Origin of the sequence: Pseudoduganella ginsengisoli (assembly GCF_009720865.1) — a bacterium.
Classification (GTDB): domain Bacteria; phylum Pseudomonadota; class Gammaproteobacteria; order Burkholderiales; family Burkholderiaceae_D; genus Rugamonas; species Rugamonas ginsengisoli.
In genome coordinates, this window is sequence record NZ_WNLA01000072.1 from 1 (window position 1) to 1,236 (window position 1,236).

1 protein-coding gene is annotated in these 1,236 nt (G+C 57.0%); it reads right to left on the bottom strand.

Annotation, left to right across the window (positions count from 1 at the left end; translation table 11 throughout):
- Positions 1 to 49: 49 nt before the first annotated feature.
- Positions 50 to 1,158, bottom strand: a protein-coding gene (locus GM668_RS30255) for an IS3 family transposase (protein ID WP_155442688.1) whose coding sequence is annotated in 2 segments (ribosomal slippage) — positions 50 to 906 and positions 906 to 1,158 — 1,110 coding nt in all. Because the reading frame shifts where the segments join, the coding sequence is not laid out codon by codon here.
- Between the last annotated feature and the right edge of the window lie 78 nt (positions 1,159 to 1,236).

Consider the following 1,236-nt stretch of genomic DNA (forward strand, 5'->3'; position numbering starts at 1 on the left):
GTGATCCGCTTGGATTTCATGGACACTTCGCTGCCGAGAATTTGGTCGGCTAAGGGCCCGTTCCCCCCCCTTCAGTGACCAGCCTCCGAGCGAAGTCTTTTGGAGTCTGGTCCTTGAGAGTCATGTGAGGCCGAATCTCATTGTAGTCCACCCGCCAGGTCTCCACGACAGCCTGGACCTCGGCCAGGGTGGCGAACCAATGGACGTTGAGGCATTCGTCGCGCAACGAACCATTGAACGTCTCGATGAAGCAGTTGTCGGTTGGCTTGCCCGGCCGGCTGAAATCGATCTTGGTCTGATGGTGATAGGCCCAGAGATCGAGCATTTGGCCCGAGAATTCGCTGCCGTTGTCGACAAACAGGAATTTGGGCGCCGGCCTTTTTTCGACAATCCGGTTCAGCGCTGCCACCACGTCTTCGCCACGAAGGCGGTGACCTGTCACGATGGCCAAGCATTCTCGACTGAAGATATCGATGATCGTCAGCAGCCGCACCTTGGTTCCATCGGCCAATTGGTCGGCAACGAAGTCCATGCTCCACGCATCGTTTTGCTGGCGCGGCTGCATACGCGCCTGCCGGGTGACCGTGCTCTTGCGTCGCTTCTTGCGCCAAGCCCGCAACTGGAGCTGCTCAAGGCAATACCAGCGGTAGGTCTGGTTAACACCCAACTGAAAGCCTTCGCGTTTTAGCAGCACGTGCAGGCGCCGGTAGCCCCAGCGCACACGTACCTGCGCCAACTCGCGCAGGCGCTGTCGCAAGGCCAGCTTTGGATCCTTCTTGGACGTCAGGTACTGCGTACTGCGCACCTGCTTAATCAGACGGCATGCCCGCGCGAGCTTCAGCCCGTAGTGGTCCATGATGTACTCAACCACTTCACGTTTCAACGCGGGCCGCCCCACTTTTTTGACGCGACGTCCTGCAGAATCGCCTTGTCCAGGCTCAGTTCGGCTACCAGCTTTTTCAGGCGCGCATTCTCGTCCTGTAGGACTTTCAGTTCACGCACGCCCTCAGACTGCAGGCCACCATACTGCTTCTTCCACCGATAAAAGGTCTGCTCGGAAATGCCGAGTTGTCGCACGATATCGCCGACTGCCATGCCCAACTCGGCTTGCTTCAGAACGGCAACAATCTGTTCTGCAGGAAAATGTTTTCGCTTCATGGTCATCCTCCATCCGCTAAGGGATTATTGACCAAAAAACTCGCGCTCAAAAGCGTCTAATTTTTCCAGAGCAGATCA